Below are 18,129 nucleotides of genomic sequence, written 5' to 3'. Positions count from 1 at the left end.
GCTCGTCTACTCACTTTTGATGCTGTCCCATCCCCATCACACTTAATAATCAGTATAGGATTCTTAAATCGCTTAAACAATAGTTTTCATAATATTCGTAACATGGTATTAAATTAATCTTTTAACGTGTTAAACAAATAAGAAGAGACTTAATCATTCTCTTTTAGTACAAGGTCGAACCGAAGACGAAATTCATTTGAGTGAAAGCGATATATTAATTCTATTCAGCATTTTGAGCTCAAAATGATAAAAATATCTAAAGGCTAACCGCATGACATCAGCCTTTCCTATTGCCGGTAAGCATGACCGCATTCTAGAAGCTTTGAATTGGTATTGACGAAAGGACAAACCAGGTATAATATATCTTGTTGTAATAATGGAAATTCCAGATAGGAGGGTCACAAACGTGAAAACATTGTCAGCTGTCAGCATACCTAAACGTAAGCGTGACACGCATAAAGGAGACTACGGTCGTATACTCTTAATTGGTGGCAATGCCAATCTTGGTGGTGCGATTATGATTGCAGCACGTGCGTGTGTTTACAGTGGTGGTGGATTAATTACAGTCGCAACTCATCCAACAAATCATGTTGCACTTCATTCGCGCTGTCCAGAGGCTATGGTCATAGATATTAATGATACGAAAAAACTGACAAAGATGATTGAAGTTTCAGATTGTATTTTAATTGGTCCAGGTTTGGGTCTTGATTTTAAAGGCAATAATGCGATGACATTCCTTTTACAAAATATTCAACCCCACCACACGCTCATTGTGGATGGCGATGCGATATCAATTGTAAGTAAATTAAAACCTGAAATTCCAGCTTGCAATGTCATCTACACACCACATCAGAAAGAGTGGGAGCGTTTGAGTGGCATTCCAATAGAAGAACAAACTTATGAACGAAATCGAGAAGCCGTCGATCGTCTTGGGGGCACAGTTGTCCTAAAGAAACATGGTACAGAAATTTTCTTTAAAGACGAAGAATATCAATTACAAATTGGCAACCCTGCGATGGCGACAGGCGGAATGGGGGATACCCTTGCTGGAATGATAACAAGCTTTGTAGGTCAATTTGACAATCTTGTTGATGCAATTACCAGTGCCACATACACACATAGTTATATAGGAGAAAAACTTTCTCAGGAGATGTATGTTGTACCCCCTTCAAGAATGATTGACGAAATTCCTTATGCAATGAAACAATTGGAAGATTAAAATATCATACTTCGTTAATGAATGAAGCGGTCGAAATCCCTTTATGCCGTTTTCATGACTCCGTTTAAAAAAAGAAGCGGCGGTGATTCCCAATAGAATCATCGTCGCTTCTTAATTTATCTTAATTTATTCATCTTCATTTTCAATATCTTCATTAACACGATCCATAAAATCTTGTCTTACCGTTTCTCGTTCTTCTGTGTCGTTGTCACTCACTTCAGGTGCTTCTGTATGAATTGTATCACCAGGTACATCGTCTTCAATAACAGTCTCTGTCTCTGATTCTAGTTCATCATTTTCCGCTTCAAGATTTTCTGGTTCTTTTTTCACTTTAGCCACTGTAGATACAAACTGTTCATCATCTAGGCGAATTAAACGTACACCTTGAGCCATACGTCCATTCACTGAAATATCGCTCACTTCCATACGAATAATCACACCTTGGTTTGTAACAACCATTAAATCTTCATCACCTTCAACCGTTGCAATACATACGAGTTGACCGTTTCGCTCTGTCAATTTGGCCGTTTTAACACCCATACCACCACGGTTAGACAAACGGTACTCTTCAATAGAGGTACGCTTACCGTAACCTTTTTCAGTGACTACTAAAATCTCATCATGACTTTCCTCATTCGTAACGCCTAAGCCAATAACCTCGTCACCATCGCGAAGCTTAATCCCTTTGACGCCCGCTGCGATACGACTCATGGAACGTACATCTGTTTCTTTAAAGCGGATAAGAGAAGCATCAGCTGTACCAATCAAAATATGTTTTTCGCCATCAGTTAAACGTACAGCTACTAACTCATCATCATCTCTAAATTTAATCGCAATCTTACCATTACGGTTGATACGGTTAAAGTTACTCAATGCAGAACGTTTAATCAAACCTTTTTTCGTTACAAATACAAGGAAGTCTTCTTCAGACTCTAAATCTTTAACAGCTATCATTGTACTGATATTTTCGTCACTTTCAAGTTCTATCGCATTCACAATAGGAATACCTTTAGACTGACGTGAGAGTTCTGGCACTTCATAACCTTTGAGTTTGTAGACCCGACCTTTATTCGTAAAGAACAAGATATGGTCGTGCGTACTCGTTGTAACCAACTGACTCACAAAATCATCTTCTAACGTATTCATACCTTGTACACCACGACCACCACGATTTTGTGAGCGATATGTTGATGCCGGTAAACGTTTGATATAGTTATTGTGACTCAATGTAATAACGATTTGTTCTTCTGGAATAAGATCTTCATCTTCAAGTTGATCTATACCGCCAAGTTGAATTTCAGTACGTCTGTCATCACCATATTTTTCTTTAATTTCGGTAAGCTCTTCACGAACAAGTGCTAATAACTTTTCTTCATCTGCTAAGATTGCTTCTAATTCTTCAATATAGGCAAGAAGTTCGTTATATTCGTTTTCAATTTTATCTCGTTCTAAGCCTGTCAGACGTCTTAAACGCATATCAAGAATTGCTTGGGCTTGACGTTCAGAAAGTTCAAAACGTGATTGTAAGCTTTCCATTGCCACCTTATCTGTTTCAGATTCTCGAATAATTGTAATAATCTCATCGATATGATCTAGTGCAATTCTTAAACCTTCTAGTATATGCGCACGGTCTTTTGCTTTACGTAAGTTATAAGCTGTGCGACGACGAACTACTTCTTTTTGGTGCTCTAAATAGTGATACAACGCTTGTTTCAAGTTAATTAATTTCGGTCTACCGTTAACGAGCGCAATCATATTGACACCAAATGAAGTTTGAAGGGGCGTTTGTTTATACAAGTTGTTCAATATCACACTTGCATTCGCATCTTTACGAATATCAATAACGATACGAACCCCTGTACGTAAACTCGTTTCATCACGTAAATCTGTAATGCCTTCAATTTTTTTATCGCGTACTAATTCAGCAATTTTTTCAATCATACGTGCTTTATTGACTTGGAATGGAATTTCCGTCACAACGATACGTTCACGGCCTCCACCACGTGATTCAATTTCAGCTTTCGCTCTCATAATAATAGAGCCACGGCCTGTTTCATACGCACGTCGAATACCACTTTTGCCTAGAATTAAGCCTGCCGTTGGGAAGTCTGGGCCTTGAATATTTTCCATTAATTCATTAATGGTAATGTCTGGATTATGACTTAAACTTAGGACACCATCAATGACTTCGCGCATATTGTGTGGTGGGATATTCGTTGCCATACCTACCGCAATCCCTGAAGCCCCGTTAACCAGTAAATTTGGGAAACGTGACGGTAACACACTTGGTTCGCGTTCATTTCCGTCATAGTTATCAATAAAATCAATCGTATCTTTATTAATATCACGTAACAGTTCTAAGGCAAGTTTTGTCATACGCGCTTCAGTGTAACGCATTGCTGCTGCACCGTCACCATCCATAGAACCAAAGTTACCTTGTCCATCTACAAGTGGATAACGATAGCTGAAATCCTGTGCCATACGGACCATTGCTTCATAAATAGAAGAGTCCCCATGTGGATGATATTTACCCATTACATCCCCTACGATACGGGCAGATTTTTTATACGGTTTGTCTGGCGTCATACCTTGCTCATTGAGGCCGTATAAAATACGACGATGTACAGGTTTTAAACCATCTCTGACATCTGGCAAAGCACGAGACACAATAACACTCATGGCATAATCCAAAAACGATTCTCGCATCTCTTTGCTGATATTACGTTCATTAATTCTTGATTCAGGTGTTTCAGCCATCAAGATATCCTCCTTCTCATTTTCCAATTCTCATTCTAGAAATCTAGGTTGGCATATACGGCATTATCTTCAATGAACTGACGACGATTTTCGACGACATCGCCCATCAACATTTCAAATGTCTGATCCGCTTCGATTGCATCATCTAAAGTCACTTGAAGCATTGCACGGTTTTCAGGATTCATTGTTGTTTCCCATAGTTGGTCTGCATTCATTTCACCTAAACCTTTATAACGTGCAATTGACCATTTTGGCGTTGGATTAAGTCTTTCTTTTAATTTATCCAATTCACGGTCATTAAAGACATAATATTTTTGTTTCCCCTGTGTTAACTTGTACAATGGTGGTTGTGCGATATAAACATAACCAGCTTCAATAAGTGGGCGCATAAAACGATAAAAGAACGTCAATAAAAGCGTCCGAATATGTGCGCCATCGACATCCGCATCAGTCATAATGACAATCTTATGGTAACGGGCTTTTGAAATATCAAACTCTCCACCGATACCTGTTCCAAATGCAGTGACCATTTGACGAATTTCGTTGTTATTCAAAATCTTATCTAAACGTGCTTTTTCAACATTTAAAATTTTCCCTCTTAAAGGCAATATTGCTTGCGTACGTGAGTCTCGACCTGATTTTGTAGACCCCCCGGCAGAGTCACCCTCTACTAAGAAAATCTCACTTTCAGATGGATCTTTACTTGAGCAGTCTGCTAACTTACCTGGCAAGCTTGAAATATCAAGCGCAGACTTACGACGTGTGACTTCACGCGCTTTTTTCGCAGCGATACGTGCACGAGAAGCCATAATCCCTTTTTCGATGATAATTCGTCCAATTTGTGGATGCTCGTATAAGAAACGTTCAAAAAGCTCTGAGAATACGCGATCAACAATTTGACGAACCTCAGAGTTGCCTAATTTTGTTTTTGTTTGTCCTTCAAACTGAGGGTCTCCATGCTTGATGGAAACGATAGCAGTTAAACCTTCTCGCGTATCTTCACCTGACAAGCGTTCTTTCTCATCTTTGATTAACTTATTTTGAGATCCATAATTATTTAACACTCTCGTTAACGCACGTTTAAAGCCATCTTCATGCGTCCCACCTTCATATGTGTGGATATTATTTGCGTAAGTCAGTAAATTTGTCGCAAAACCACTGTTATATTGAATAGCGATTTCGACTTCAATGTCATCGCGTGTCTCATGAACATAAATAGGTTCTTCATGTAATGGCTCTTTATTCTCGTTTATAAGCTCGACATACGACTTTATTCCACCTTCATAGTGGTAACTATCCTCACGAATTTCTTCTTCGTCACGCTCGTCTCTGAGCGTAATACGGATACCTTTATTTAAAAAGGCTAATTCACGAATACGTTTTTGCAAAGTTTCATAGTTATACACTGTCGTTTCTTGGAATATCGTTTCATCTGCCTTAAAACGAATAACCGTTCCTGTTTGATCTGTATCACCAATTTGTTTCAAATCAAATGCAGGTACACCCATGTGGTAGGCTTGATGGTGAATACGTCCATTTCTATGAACGTAAACTTCTAACGTCTCACTCAATGCATTTACAACAGATGAACCTACACCGTGTAAACCACCTGAAACTTTATAGCCACCGCCGCCAAATTTCCCACCAGCGTGTAATACAGTTAAAATAACTTCTACAGCAGGACGTCCCATTTTTTCTTGAATATCGACAGGAATACCGCGTCCATTATCTGTAACTTTAATCCAATTGTCTTTTTCGATGATCACTTCAATATCATCCGCATATCCTGCAAGTGCTTCATCAATACTGTTATCGACAATTTCCCAAACAAGATGATGTAGACCACGTTCTGAAGTAGAACCAATATACATACCTGGTCGCTTACGTACCGCTTCAAGTCCTTCTAAAACTTGAATCTGACTCGCACCATAATTTTCCGAGTTGTTCACATCAGCCAATGCTTCCCACCTTCACTTTCTTCCTACTGCTTAATATTTCCTTGTGCAATTTGATATATCTTCGCGTTTTTCATAATTTCATGATCAATACCATCTACCGAAGTGGTTGTCACAAATGTTTGAACTTTATGCTGAATTGTACTTAAAAGATGCGTTTGACGTGCATCATCTAGTTCACTTAAAACGTCATCAAGTAATAAAATGGGGTATTCCCCCACTTCTTGATTCATTAATTCAATTTCTGCTAACTTAATCGAAAGCGCCGTTGTCCGTTGTTGACCTTGAGAGCCATAAATTTGTGCGTCCATGCCATTCACTTGAAAAGCTAAATCATCACGGTGTGGTCCATGTAAACTCACACCGCGCTCGATTTCACGATTCAGTTGACTTTGAAGGTCTTCAAATACTTTTTGAATTAAGACTGCCTCTGTTTGCGAGGTGTCTTCCATTTTGATACTAGGTAAATATTTTAATGTCAAAGCTTCGCGACCATTCGTAATACCTGAATGAATGGGCTCTGCTAAAGTTTCTAGCTCTGCAATAAATTGTGCTCGCCGTTGTGTTACTTTCACTGCATATTCAGCAAATTGCTGATTCAGTACTTCTAACATCGTCGTATCTTTCGTCTGTTTCAATTGCAACTGTTTTAAATAGTGATTGCGTTGTTTTAAAATACGTTGATATTGCGATAAATCATTTAAATATAAGTTTGAAATTTGCCCAAGTTCCATATCGATAAAACGTCTTCTCACTTGTGGTGCACCTTTGACAATATTTAAGTCTTCAGGCGCAAAAAGGACCACATTCAAATGGCCTATATACTGCGTCAAACGACTTTGCTCTAAATGATTTACTTTTACCTTTTTACCTTTTTTCGTGATAAACATTGTGAGCGGCATCGTACCGTGGCGAAAACTGAGCTCACCCTCTATTTTAGCATACTCAGTATTAAAACGAATTAATTCCCTATCATTCGTTGTACGATGACTCTTCGCCAAGGCTAAGGTGTAAATAGATTCCAACAGATTGGTTTTTCCTTGTGCATTTTCACCAATTAAAATATTGACTTCAGGATGACATTGAAGCAATATCTCTTCGTAATTTCGATAGTTTTCTAATTGGAGTGTTTTAAGTTTCATTGCTCACCGAATTTGATGATATATGAACCTACTTCAGGAATTTCTATACGGTCCCCGTCATGTAACTTTTTGCCACGACGCGATTCATGCTCGCCATTCAAGAAAACATCATATTCACTTAAAAACCACTTCGCTTGTCCTCCCGATTCAATGATGCCTTCATAGTTTAAAAATTGTCCTAAAGTGAGTTCACCATCAACAATTACTTCCTCAGCCAATTTAATCACTCCATTCATATTTGCTCACCTATATATTATACCGTTTTATCGCAAAAATTTCATGTACAGAAGGCAATTTTCGAGTAAAAGTTTCATGTGGAACAAATGATGAATGACCAATCATGCGTTAGGACTTTTGATCCTTAATCACTTGATCAACTTTAGATTTAATCGTGTCAAAATCCTTAGTATCTTCTATTGGTTCACCGTTGATATACAACGATGGCACTTGTGGCACTTTATACTTTTTAGCTAAGTGATTATCGTTTTGCGCTTTTTTTGCGATTTCTCCATTTTTGTCTCGATATGCCGAAGTAATCTTTTCTAATTGTTTAGGTGACAAGTCTAATTTTTTTAGTTGTTGTTGAATAAAATTATCTGTTAACCAATGTTTTGTAGTCACGTCATCTTTATTCGACGGTTGACCTTGATATAAAAGTTTGTGAAACGCCCAATATTGGTTCGGTGCATACTGATTTACTGCTAATGCAGCTTTTGCACTTAATTCAGACTCTTCTCCATGTATTAAGACGTTAACGTAGCGAAATTGTACTTTTTGCGTATCAATATATTCTTTTTGCAGTTGTGGCTTAATGTTACGTTCAAATGCACCACAATAAGGGCATTTAAAATCACCATATTCCACAATTACAATTTTATTCTCTTTTGCGCCTTGATGTGGTTGTGATTGGGTGTCTGTCACCATTTCTTTTTCATTTTGACGCGCTGTATTAGGGGCTGAATCATGTGTACTCATTCTAATAATGATTGCTATTACAATTGCAAGTACCACTATAATTGTTAAAATTAAAGGCCATTTACTTTTCATATTCCAATCCTCCATCACATTATCTTTTAATTATACTAAAATCAGGCTGCTTTGAATATTACACGCGCGAACGATTCAAATGACTTTATTTTTTTACTAACTTTACGTATGGAAACTGAGCTGTCAAGTCACACAAAAAACGCAGTTGGTCAAGTCCAACTGCGTTTTGTATCATAGGCTTTTTAAATTATTTAGTAAGTACGTATCGGTAAAATTAATTGTGTAACGGTGTCATCATCCTTTGGTTTTAAAATAAAAGGTTTCATCGTACCGAAAAATTCGACTTCAACTTCGTCATTATCGATCGCTTTTAAAGCATCCATCATGTATTTTGAGTTAAAAGAGATTTTTAAGTTACCACCTTCAACCTCGTTTGCAGTAACTTCTTCCTTCACTGTCCCAATTTCAGGTGATGTAGATGAAAGTTCCACTTGCTCATCGCCTGCACTTAATTTAATGACATTGTTGCCACCTTCTCTTGCTAATAGAGAAGCACGGTCAATGGCATGATAAAAATCAGAATTATCTAATGCTAATTTGATCTCGTAGTTTTCTGGGAACAAGCGTGATGTATCAGGATAGTGTCCCTCTAGTAAGCGTGAAATAAAGTTTACGTTACCAACACGGAACAATACTTGATTTGATGCAAAGAAAATATCAATATGCTCTTCGCTCTCTGTCATAATTTTATTTAATTCTGCTAAAGCTTTACCTGGAATAATGACATTTTTATCACCAATTTCTTCGTCTTCAAGTTTCAACTTTCTTACAGCCAAGCGGTGTGAATCAGTCGCCGTGCATATTAATTCATTTTCTTGTATAAGCCAGTTTACACCTGTAAGGACTGGACGTGTTTCTGAGGTGGACACTGCAAAATTAGTTTGTGCAATCACGTTTTTCAATACTTTGACTGGTAATTGCAATGCATCTTCACTAGATACTTGTGGTAACAATGGGTATTGATCAGGGTCTAATCCACTTAAATTGAACTCTGAATGACCTGATGTAATCAATGTTTGGAATTGTTCGTTTGTAGAGAGCTTAACTTCTCGACCTGGTAATTTCTTAATAATGTCAACGAAGAAACGCCCTGGCAATACAACAGAACCTGGCTCTGTCACATTAACAATTTCTTCTCCATCAACTTGATTCGGGATTGTAATTTCAATTGATATCTCTGAATCTGATCCAGTTAAGACAATACCTTCGTTTTTGGCATCAATTTTAATACCTGTCAATATTGGTAATGTCGTTCTTGGTGAAATGGCTTTTAATGTATCGTTTAATTGAGTGATAAAATAATCTCTTTGGATAGAAAACTCCATCATTCTATAAACTCCTTTCAGTCGTTTATAATAGTTATAGTTATTATTTAAAGTCGTAATCATAGTCATAGGGGCTGTGGATTAGTGGATAACTCATAAAATTTATTGATATCAAAGGTTATTCACATGTGGATAAGTTGTGTATGATGTGTACAACTTTTGCCCACTATCCACAAATCAACTTCTGATCTCTTTTTCAATACCTTCTATTTCTTGTCGTAATGTAGGGTCATTTTCGATATCTTTTTTTATTTTATCATGCGCATGAATGACTGTCGTATGATCGCGTCCTCCAAATTCCTCTCCAATTTTTGGTAGAGAAAAATCAGTTAGCTCTCGCGATAAGTACATCGCGATTTGTCTTGGATAGGCAATTGATTTTGTACGTTTCTTTGCTACAAAGTCTTCAATACGTACGCCGTAATACTCACCAACAACTTTTTGAATATCTTGAATCGTAATTTTTTTAGATTTTGTAACTTGAATAATATCCTTTAAAGCATCAGAGGTTAATTCGGTCGTAATCGGTTTACCTTGTAATTTTGAATATGCGAGTACACGGGTTAAAGCCCCTTCAAGTTCACGAATATTCGTTTGAATTTGATTTGCGATATAAGTTAAAGATTCGATAGGAATATCTAAATTTTCTTCTTCTGTTTTCTTTTGTAAAATGGCCATCCGTGTCTCAAAATCTGGTGGTGTAATATCAACGATTAACCCCCATTGGAATCGGGATTTTAGACGTTCTTCTAAAGTAGAAATTTCTTTCGGTGGACGATCACTGGAGATGACAATTTGCTTTTTGTTTTGATGCAAGTCATTAAAAGTATGGAAAAATTCTTCCTGTGTCTGTTCTTTCTTTTGAATAAATTGAATATCATCAATTAATAAAACATCGATATTACGGTACTTTTCACGAAATGACTCTGTATCATTGTTACGAATGGATTGAATAAACTCATTTGTAAATTTTTCGCTTGATGTGTAAAGTACTTTCGCATCAGGATTATTTTCCAGGACATAATGACCAATCGCATGCATAAGATGCGTTTTTCCTAAACCTACACCACCATAAATGAAAAGCGGGTTATAGGCATTTGCCGGTGATTCCGCAACAGCAAGGCTCGCAGCATGCGGGAAGCGGTTGCCGGGACCGATGACAAATGTTTCAAATGTATTGTTTGTGTTAAATTGCTCGCCTGACACGACAGGTTCAACATGCGAATGATGCTCTGAGTTTTTAGAGGATGACGCGATATTGAGCTCTGCTAAATCTTCTTCAGTAATAAAGTTGATGTTCTCAATATCGTGTCCCGTTACAGCTTCTAAAAATTGTTTGACGAGATCTGTATAATTGGTCGTTAGCCAATTTGCAATAAATGGCTGTGCAGCAATAACGACAGCTTCTTTATTAGATAGAGCATGTAATGTTGTGTCTTTGAGCCAAGTGTCATATGAAACATTAGTAACATTTTCTTTGCATAAGTTGAGAACATTATCCCAAATTTCTTGTTCTGACATTTTTTAACTCCATCTTCCTAAGTAAAAATTTTGTTATACACAATATCCCCATAATTTAATAAAGATAATCACAGGGTGTTAATAATTATCCACAAGTTAATCACAAACTGTGGACGAACAACATAAAACGTTACATTATTCACAACTCTTTTAAGCTATATACATAATATAAAACCTATGTACTATAAGGGTTTAAACCACTTATCCACACAATTATACTTTTTCACAACCATTACTGTCAAACGGCTGTGAATATGTTGTTATCTTTTTGTGTAACTTGTGAATAATAAATTGTTATCCACAGTTTATTTATTTTGCCCTGTGTATAAGTGGACAACTTTTTTTAGGTCTGCTGTATCTAATTATGAAAAAACACACTTGATTTACTGTTGTGATTTTGTTATATTTTAGTAGTTGCTTGAAATGTAGACATTTCATTTTATTTAAGAACATCAATTTGAACACATAAAAATGAAATTAACTTATCTATAATGATGAATATTAGATAATTGAATGATTGAGATGGAGGTGTTTTGCATGGTAAAACGTACTTATCAACCAAATAAACGTAAACATAGTAAAGTTCATGGTTTCAGAAAACGCATGAGCACTAAAAACGGCCGTAAAGTATTGGCACGTCGTCGTCGTAAAGGTCGTAAAGTTTTATCAGCATAAGATCACTGACTCATTCAGTGATCTTTTTTTTGCGAACAAGCCTGTTTGCCTTAGGTATTCAGAAGAAAGACGAGTGATATTTAATGGAAAAAGCATACCGTATTAAAAAAAATGCTGATTTTCAGTCCATCTATCGTAAAGGTAAATCTGTAGCGAATCGCCAGTTTGTTGTGTATACGTATGAACAGCAACAAGCAGCGCACTTTAGGCTAGGTATTAGCGTATCTAAAAAATTGGGTAATGCCGTGACACGCAACCGTATTAAAAGAAGTATTCGAGAATGCTTCAAAGTGCATAAAACAGATATGTTACCAGTCGATATGATTGTGATTGCACGATTTCCTGCCAAAGCGATGTCTACACAAGAAATTCAGAAAAGTTTAGAGCATGTACTCAAAATTGCAAAGGTCTTTAACAAGCGAATAAAGTAATTTTTAGACTTCGGTTTGTATGATTTCAGACAAACCGAAGTCTAACTTATAATATGAGAACCCTTGGTATAAAGGCTTTTCTATTAGGTTAAGTCTTAGCATTTAGACTTAAGACTTAATGCTCTTCTATTTATATAAAGAATGCGTGATAGGTATTACACGTAGGAGATAATAAAAGAAAATAAAACATGGCATTCGCAATTTTGAATGAAACATTTTACAATATTATAATGATATATTTTGACAAAAGGAGGTACGTCAATTGTGGAACAATTAGACACGATTACAAGTATATCAACACCAATGGGCGAGGGCGCGATAGGAATTGTACGTTTATCTGGTTTAGATGCGGTTGAAATTGCAGATAAGCTTTATAAAGGAAGAAAACAATTAAAAGATGTACCTACGCATACAATTAACTATGGACATATCATTGATCCTGAAACGCAAGAAGTTGTTGAAGAAGTGATGGTTTCGGTATTGCGTGCACCACGCACATTTACACGTGAAGACATCGTAGAGATTAACTGTCATGGTGGCATTTTGACAATTAATCGTGTGTTAGAATTAACAATGACTTACGGTGCAAGAATGGCAGAGCCTGGTGAATATACAAAGCGTGCCTTCTTAAATGGAAGAATTGACTTATCACAAGCTGAAGCAGTAATGGATTTTATACGTTCTAAAACTGACCGTGCTTCGAAAGTCGCAATGAACCAAATTGAAGGGCGATTAAGTGAATTGATTAAAAAGCAACGTCAATCCATTTTGGAAGTTCTAGCTCAAGTAGAGGTTAACATTGATTATCCAGAATATGATGACGTAGAAGAAGCTACTTCAGAGTTACTGTTAGAACGCGCGCAAGAAATCAAAAATGAGATTCAAAAATTATTAGATACAGGTGTTCAAGGTAAAATTATGCGTGAAGGTTTATCAACTGTCATTGTAGGTAAGCCTAATGTAGGTAAATCATCCATGTTAAATAACTTGATTCAAGATAATAAAGCGATTGTGACAGAAGTTGCTGGAACAACGCGTGACGTTCTAGAAGAATATGTCAATGTACGAGGCGTACCGCTCAGACTTGTAGATACAGCAGGTATACGCGAAACAGAAGATATCGTTGAACGAATAGGGGTGGAGCGTTCTCGTAAAGCATTGAGTGAAGCAGATCTTATTTTATTTGTATTAAACAATAATGAGCCTTTAACGGAAGAAGATCGAAAACTCTATGAAGTTGTAAAAACGAGCGATGCAATTGTGATTATTAATAAGACAGACTTGACGCCACGATTAGACCGTGACGAAGTGAAAGCGATGGTGGGCTCAATGCCTGTTATTGAAACGTCAATGCTCGAACAACAAGGGATTGATGAGCTTGAAATTCAAATACGTGATTTGTTTTTTGGTGGAGAGGTTCAAAGTCAAGATATGACTTATGTTTCAAACTCACGCCATATTTCATTACTGAAACAAGCGAAAAAGACGATTCAAGATGCGATAGATGCAGCTGAAATGGGGATTCCTATGGATATGATTCAAATCGATTTAACACGGACATGGGAACTTTTAGGTGAAATTATTGGTGAATCTGCAAGTGAGGAATTGATTGATCAATTATTTAGTCAATTCTGTCTCGGAAAATAATAAATGGAGGTTAATAAAATGGTGAAATCATTTGATGTTATTGTCGTAGGGGCTGGACATTCTGGTATTGAAGCCGGTCTTGCATCTGCGAGACGTGGTGCGCATACACTCATGTTGACAATCAATTTAGATAATATTGCCTTTATGCCATGTAATCCTTCAGTTGGTGGACCGGCAAAAGGAATTGTTGTACGTGAAATCGACGCTTTAGGTGGCCAAATGGCGAAAACAATTGATAAAACGCATATTCAAATGCGTATGCTTAATACAGGAAAAGGGCCTGCAGTACGTGCGTTACGTGCGCAAGCCGATAAAGTCATGTATCAACAAGAAATGAAACGTGTACTTGAAGATGAAGACAATCTAGAAGTGATGCAAGGCATGGTGGATGAACTTATCATCGAAGAGGGCGTTGTTAAAGGTGTGCGTACTAATATTGGTACAGAATACCGTGCTAAAGCCGTTATTTTAACAACAGGTACTTTCTTACGTGGTGAGATTATTCTTGGTAATTTGAAATATTCTAGTGGTCCAAACCATCAATTACCTTCGATTACCCTTGCAGATCACTTAAGAGAACTTGGCTTTGATGTTGTTCGCTTTAAAACGGGTACACCGCCACGTGTGAATGCGAAAACGATAGATTATAGTAAAACTGAAATTCAACCAGGTGATGACGTCGGTCGTGCTTTCAGTTATGAAACAACTGAATATATTTTAGACCAACTTCCTTGTTGGTTGACTTATACAAATGGTGAAACACACAAAGTCATCGATGACAACCTTCATTTATCTGCGATGTATTCCGGAATGATTAAAGGAACAGGTCCACGTTATTGTCCATCAATTGAAGATAAATTTGTACGTTTTAATGATAAACCGAGACATCAATTGTTCCTTGAACCAGAAGGCCGTCATACAAATGAAGTATATGTTCAAGGCTTATCAACAAGTATGCCTGAAGCAGTTCAACGTCAAATGCTTGCGACCATTCCTGGTTTAGAAAAGGCAGATATGATGCGCGCAGGTTATGCGATTGAATATGATGCATTAGTACCAACACAACTTTGGCCAACTTTGGAAACTAAAATGATCAAAAACCTCTACACAGCAGGTCAGATTAATGGGACATCAGGTTATGAAGAAGCGGCTGGGCAAGGCTTAATGGCAGGTATCAATGCAGCTGCCCGTGTATTAGGTCAAGAAGAAACAATATTACAACGTTCAGATGCTTATATCGGTGTTTTAATTGACGACTTAGTGACAAAAGGTACAAATGAGCCATATCGATTACTCACTTCTCGTGCAGAGTATCGTTTATTACTACGTCACGATAATGCAGATTTACGTCTTACAGATATTGGCCATCAAATTGGTTTAATCTCAGAAGAGCGTTATGCGCGTTTCAATGAAAAACGTCAACAAATTAGTGATGAAATGACACGGTTGTCTCAAATCCGCATTAAGCCAAGTGAACGCGTACAACAAATCATTGAGCGAGAAGGGGGCTCACGCCTTAAAGATGGAATTCTAGCCAATGAATTGTTACGTCGACCTGAAATGACTTATGCAACAATAATTGAAATTTTAGAAGAGACACATCAATTACCATCAGATGTTGAAGAACAAGTCGAAATTCAAACAAAATATGAAGGTTATATCAATAAATCATTACAACAAGTAGATAAAGTGAAAAGAATGGAACAAAAGAAAATTCCAGAAGATCTCGATTACAGTAAAATCGATAGCTTAGCGACTGAAGCACGTGAAAAATTGGCTCAAGTTAAACCACTTAACATCGCGCAAGCCTCACGTATTTCAGGTGTTAACCCAGCAGATATTTCAATATTGTTAGTCTACTTAGAACAAGGTAAAATTCAAAGGGTGAAATAAATGAGTGTAGAATGGTTAGCAACACAATTAGGTGCACACGGATTGACATTATCTGATAAACAGAAGCAACAATTTGAAAAATATTATGAAATGCTTGTAGAATGGAATGAGAAAATTAATTTAACGAGTATTACAGAGGAACATGAAGTGTATCTTAAGCATTTTTATGATTCTGTAACACCTAGTTTTTACCATGATTTTAATCAACCTTTAAGTTTGTGTGATGTAGGTGCGGGTGCAGGGTTTCCAAGTATTCCTTTAAAAATTATGTTTCCAGAAATTCACGTTACAATTGTTGACTCGTTAAATAAGCGGATTCAATTTTTAAATCAATTGGCAGATGCGTTAGAGCTTGAAGGTGTCCGATTTGTGCATGATCGCGCTGAAACATTTGGAAAGCAGGAAGACTACCGGGCGTCTTTTGATATCGTAACAGCACGTGCTGTTGCGAGAATGTCGGTATTAAGCGAATTGTGTATACCACTCGTGAAAAAGCAAGGTCTCTTTTTAGCTTTAAAATCATCAAAAGGACAAGAAGAACTTGATGAAGCGCGCTTTGCAGTAGGTGTCTTAGGTGGCAAAATTCGCCAAATCGATACATTTACGCTTCCAGAAGATGCAGGTGAGCGTCAAATTATTACAATTGAAAAGCGGAGTCAAACACCTAAGAAATACCCAAGAAAACCCGGAACACCCAATAAAACACCACTTGTAGAATAACAAAAATGTATTTTGGAATATTAAGGGGAGCGAATAAAAATGAAGAAACCCTTTTCTAAGTTGTTTGGATTAAAAAATAAAGACGACTTACTAGATGCCAGTGAAGCGGAAAATCAAGGTGTCGAATCGATTAAAATTGAGCGAATTGTTCCGAACCGTTATCAACCACGTCAAAAGTTTGATACTGCACGGATTGAAGAATTAGCTGAATCTATCAACGCTCATGGCTTGTTACAACCTATTGTAGTAAGACCGATTGAAGAAAATATGTACGAAATCATTGCAGGTGAACGTCGTTTTCGTGCGTTACAAATGAATCATATGACTGAGGCAGAGGTTTTAATCCGTCATTTAGATGATGAAGAAACAGCTGTCGTAGCATTGATAGAAAATATTCAACGTGAGAATTTATCAGCGATTGAAGAAGCAGAGGCTTATAAAAAACTGTTGGCGTTTGAAGGTATTACACAAGCTGAACTCGCTAAAAGTGTTGGAAAAAGCCAAAGTTTCATTGCGAATAAATTGCGCCTATTGAAATTAACGCCTGTCGTGTTAGAAGCAGTACGGGAACATCAAATTACTGAGCGTCACGCGCGAGCGCTAGTAGGACAAACACCTGAACGACAAGAAGAAATGTTGCATATCATTTTAACTGAACAATTAAATGTCAAACAAACAGAAGATCGGTTGAAAATGCCTGCTGAAAAAGATAATGAAGGAGAGAAAGTCGTTGCGACCCCTCCTGAATTTATCCAAGATGTTTCAGCCGCACGTGATATTATTGCGGATAGCTTGTTGGAAGTCAGTGCGAATGGTATCAAATATGAACAACGTGAAAAAGAGCATGATGATTACGTTGAAATTCAAATTCGTCTTTATCGAAAATAATCATTTTTAATGCATGAAACCATTTTATTTTAAATAGCAAAATCTTATAAACTGTGTAAGTGATAAATCGTCACTTATGCAGTTTTTTTACGCTTAAGGATGTATGAAAAACAAGAGACGCATCATAGGCTTATTTGCTTTTTTATTAGTAGGGGCTTCAATTTATTTGATGACGAGCTTTGACATGATTACCCGAAGAGAAGTTTATTATGGAAAGTTCGTTCAAAACAATCAACCTACCAGCCTTTATTCACATGACAATCGATATCAAATGAAGCTGAATAAAAAACGAGATAAACTCCAAGAAGGCAATAGGGTTAAGGTTACATTGACTGATCAAAAAGGTGTCATTGTGGATGTAAAAGCTATAGATAAAACACAAATTCCAAAAAACGTATTACAAAAAAAGAGAGAAGTCAATAAGGAAAAGGGAAAGGTGTTTTTTACATAATAATTAAGAATCATATATCAATACTAAACTTTGAGAGAAGAAGATCTTGATGTCTTGTTCTCTCAAAGTTTTACGGCGAAAGAGCATTCTAAAATAACAAAGTAAAGTATTATTGAAAGTTTCAATGTAGAAGGATATATTTATTTGGCTGTTAGTGAATAGTAACCTCATAGTTTTTGATCATTACAGAGTCAGTGAAGTTCACAATTTATTAAGTATTAATGAAAAGGTTATGTTGCTTTTCTTTAAGTGATTTGAAATCAAATATTAGTTCTTTATTACAATGACTTTTACACTTTTAAAAATAGTCTATAATAAGTGACGATAATCAAATTGAATTTTTAGGTTCTGTTGCAAAGTTAAGTTTAAAGTATAATTTTAATAAAAAGGGTCTTCTGTATGAACTATTTCAGGTATAAACAATCAAGGGTATTGAATGTATTTATGGACCTGTCTCT

Annotated in this window: 15 protein-coding genes; 8 read left to right on the top strand and 7 right to left on the bottom strand. The window is 36.7% G+C overall.

Features of this window, described 5'->3' with window-relative positions; translation table 11 throughout:
• The first annotated feature begins 376 nt into the window (after positions 1-376).
• Positions 377-1,219 (top strand): NAD(P)H-hydrate dehydratase, encoded by an 843-nt coding sequence (locus CD118_RS01275; protein ID WP_207554581.1) that lies wholly within the window; start codon positions 377-379, stop codon positions 1,217-1,219.
• 126 nt (positions 1,220-1,345) lie between these two features.
• On the opposite strand, the gene gyrA is transcribed toward CD118_RS01275, so the two are convergent.
• From gyrA to dnaA, 7 genes are all read right to left on the bottom strand, one after another.
• On the bottom strand, positions 1,346-3,976 hold the full coding sequence (gene gyrA, locus CD118_RS01270) for a DNA gyrase subunit A (RefSeq protein ID WP_103356113.1): 2,631 nt from the start codon (positions 3,974-3,976) through the stop codon (positions 1,346-1,348).
• Between the two features lie 35 nt (positions 3,977-4,011).
• Positions 4,012-5,934, bottom strand: coding sequence for a DNA topoisomerase (ATP-hydrolyzing) subunit B (gyrB, locus tag CD118_RS01265; RefSeq protein ID WP_050344910.1), 1,923 nt, complete (start codon positions 5,932-5,934; stop codon positions 4,012-4,014).
• A 23-nt stretch (positions 5,935-5,957) separates the two neighbouring features.
• On the bottom strand, positions 5,958-7,073 hold the full coding sequence (recF, locus tag CD118_RS01260) for a DNA replication/repair protein RecF (RefSeq protein WP_103356112.1): 1,116 nt from the start codon (positions 7,071-7,073) through the stop codon (positions 5,958-5,960).
• Positions 7,070-7,309, bottom strand: a complete 240-nt coding sequence (gene yaaA, locus CD118_RS01255; protein WP_016425730.1) for a S4 domain-containing protein YaaA — start codon at positions 7,307-7,309, stop codon at positions 7,070-7,072. The genes recF and yaaA overlap by 4 nt, the downstream gene beginning before the upstream one ends.
• Positions 7,310-7,418: 109 nt before the next feature.
• Positions 7,419-8,120 (bottom strand): DsbA family protein, encoded by a 702-nt coding sequence (locus CD118_RS01250; protein WP_050344908.1) that lies wholly within the window; start codon positions 8,118-8,120, stop codon positions 7,419-7,421.
• Positions 8,121-8,311: 191 nt separating this feature from the next.
• On the bottom strand, positions 8,312-9,448 hold the full coding sequence (gene dnaN / locus CD118_RS01245) for a DNA polymerase III subunit beta (RefSeq protein WP_016425728.1): 1,137 nt from the start codon (positions 9,446-9,448) through the stop codon (positions 8,312-8,314).
• Between the two features lie 174 nt (positions 9,449-9,622).
• Positions 9,623-10,966 (bottom strand): chromosomal replication initiator protein DnaA, encoded by a 1,344-nt coding sequence (gene dnaA, locus CD118_RS01240; RefSeq protein ID WP_060829119.1) that lies wholly within the window; start codon positions 10,964-10,966, stop codon positions 9,623-9,625.
• A gap of 537 nt (positions 10,967-11,503) precedes the next feature.
• Here dnaA and rpmH point away from each other — a divergent pair.
• The 7 genes from rpmH to CD118_RS01205 all read left to right on the top strand — a co-directional run bounded on the left by rpmH (position 11,504) and on the right by CD118_RS01205 (position 17,671).
• Entirely contained in the window at positions 11,504-11,641 is a 138-nt protein-coding gene (rpmH, locus tag CD118_RS01235; protein ID WP_000240855.1) for a 50S ribosomal protein L34, read from the top strand.
• A gap of 83 nt (positions 11,642-11,724) precedes the next feature.
• Positions 11,725-12,072, top strand: a complete 348-nt coding sequence (gene rnpA / locus CD118_RS01230) for a ribonuclease P protein component (protein WP_050346185.1) — start codon at positions 11,725-11,727, stop codon at positions 12,070-12,072.
• Between the two features lie 264 nt (positions 12,073-12,336).
• Positions 12,337-13,719: a tRNA uridine-5-carboxymethylaminomethyl(34) synthesis GTPase MnmE gene (gene mnmE / locus CD118_RS01225; RefSeq protein ID WP_082704431.1), complete on the top strand. Its 1,383-nt coding sequence runs from the start codon at positions 12,337-12,339 to the stop codon at positions 13,717-13,719.
• An 18-nt stretch (positions 13,720-13,737) separates the two neighbouring features.
• A complete protein-coding gene (mnmG, locus tag CD118_RS01220; protein WP_016425724.1) occupies positions 13,738-15,612 on the top strand; it encodes a tRNA uridine-5-carboxymethylaminomethyl(34) synthesis enzyme MnmG in 1,875 nt (624 codons plus the stop codon).
• Positions 15,613-16,332: a 16S rRNA (guanine(527)-N(7))-methyltransferase RsmG gene (gene rsmG, locus CD118_RS01215; RefSeq protein ID WP_060830480.1), complete on the top strand. Its 720-nt coding sequence runs from the start codon at positions 15,613-15,615 to the stop codon at positions 16,330-16,332.
• A gap of 39 nt (positions 16,333-16,371) precedes the next feature.
• Positions 16,372-17,220, top strand: coding sequence for a ParB/RepB/Spo0J family partition protein (locus CD118_RS01210; protein WP_103356111.1), 849 nt, complete (start codon positions 16,372-16,374; stop codon positions 17,218-17,220).
• 103 nt (positions 17,221-17,323) lie between these two features.
• On the top strand, positions 17,324-17,671 hold the full coding sequence (locus tag CD118_RS01205) for a sulfurtransferase TusA family protein (RefSeq protein ID WP_103356110.1): 348 nt from the start codon (positions 17,324-17,326) through the stop codon (positions 17,669-17,671).
• The last annotated feature ends 458 nt before the right edge of the window (positions 17,672-18,129 follow it).

The sequence above is a fragment of the Staphylococcus coagulans genome (genome assembly GCF_002901995.1).
GTDB lineage: Bacteria > Bacillota > Bacilli > Staphylococcales > Staphylococcaceae > Staphylococcus > Staphylococcus coagulans.
Note: the sequence above shows the minus strand (reverse complement) of the source record. Positions and strands in the feature narration are given on the sequence as shown.